Annotated in this window: 1 protein-coding gene and 1 pseudogene; both read left to right on the forward strand. The window is 62.6% G+C overall.

Going from position 1 to position 1678, the window contains the following annotated elements:
- The first annotated feature begins 81 nt into the window (after positions 1–81).
- Positions 82–1119 carry a response regulator gene (locus AC1DT2_RS22620; protein ID WP_052767135.1) on the forward strand — a complete coding sequence of 346 codons (1038 nt, stop codon included), beginning with the start codon at positions 82–84 and terminating at the stop codon, positions 1117–1119.
- Positions 1120–1391: 272 nt separating this feature from the next.
- A pseudogene (locus AC1DT2_RS22625) lies at positions 1392–1678 on the forward strand (hypothetical protein); the annotation flags it as partial.

Genomic DNA, 1678 nt, shown 5'->3' on the forward strand with positions numbered 1-1678 from the left:
CATCGTCTGCCGAACCAATCTGGGTGAATTCACCGAATTCACCCTAACCTTTCCGCATGCGGAGACCGGGGACCGGCAGTGATGACGTTGAACTCGCAGGGCGATATCCAGCCCTTCCACTTCCCAACAACGACCTTCCTCGTGGATGACCACGAGGAGTACCTCGATGTCGTGCCTCTCCTGCTCGATCCGATGGTCCGTGTGCGCACCTTCAGTTCGCCGCGCAGCGCGCTGGCTACGCTGGGCAACAATGGCAGCCGCCCCGTTCCCGGCGGCGGCTGGCTGTATCGCTGGAAGGACCGCCCGTCGGAAACACAGGAACTGGTGGCGCTCGATATCGACTCGATCCACCGGGTGGTTTACGACCCCGAGCGTTTTGCCGAGATTTCCGTGGTGGTGGTCGACCAGGCCATGCCCGAGATGGACGGCATCACCTTTTGCAAGCGCTTGCCGAATCCGCATATCGGCAAGATCCTGCTGACCGGCCGCGCCGACGACGCCACGGCCATCGACGCCTTCAATTCGGGCGTGATCGACCGCTTCATCCGCAAGAACGACCCGCTAGCCATCGAAAAGCTGCAAACGGCCATCACCGAGCTGCAGCGCCGCTATTTCGAACGCGCCAGCGCCTTTGTCGCCGAAACCCTGGCACTGGGCAATTTCCGTTTCCTGCGTGACCCGGCCTTTCGCGAAGTGCTGCAGAGCGTAACCGCCACCTTCCAGCCGGTGGAGTGCTACGTGCACTGCAATCCGACCGGCCTGCTGCTGATCGACGCCTGGGGTATCGGCCGCTTCCTCCTCGTCCAGACCGACGAGGACCTGCGCACCCACTATGAAATTGCGGCAGATCTCGGCGCCCCCCAGACCGTGCTCGACGCCCTCCGCGGTGGCGAAGCGCTGCCCTGGTTCCGCTCGCGCGACGGTTTCTACCACAAGGGCGTGGAGAATCCGGAAGCCCACATGTACCCCGCCACCGCAGTCTCCGGCGAACAGTGGTACTACTACGCGCTGATCGACGACGTGGAGCGCTTCCGGTTGCAACACATCAAGTCGTACCGGAGCTGGCTGCGTGAGCAGGACCTCAGCCTCTCGGCCGACAGCCGGCCGCGCTTCATCTAATCGGGCTCGTTTCTCAATAAGGAGGACGCCTTCGTACCGGATCATCCGGTGCGTCAGGTGTCCTTTGTCGTGCGTGGTCCCACGGTCGTTCCGACGCGTGGGCGCCACGACGTCTCTCTTGGTAATGGCACGAGGCCGGCATCCGTACGCGGATTCCGTAGGACGCCTCTCTCATCTTCATGCGTCTGCCTGGGCGAGGCAGACGTGCGTGCGTCATCCGCAGGGATGTCGCCGTGGATATCGCCCATCCCCCTTGCCAGAGAGAGATAGTCATGGAAAACGTTTCCGTCCTGCATCGCATTGCCAAAGCACCGACGCTTCCTGAATTCGTTCAACGCAGGGTCGACAAATTTCACAACGAACGGGTTGCCATCGACTGGGGCGGCCGTCACATTTTGCGGGGCCGGCAATCGACGGATGCCGACCTGATGCTCCAGAGCAACGATTACCTGGCCATCGCAGGGCATCCCGCTATCGTCGAAGCACAGCGCGAGGCGCTGGCCAGCGGCGGCCTCGGCATGATGATGTCGGCGCTGTTCCAACAGCACGCGGATGACCC

The organism is Luteibacter sp. P4_E6, assembly GCF_056401535.1.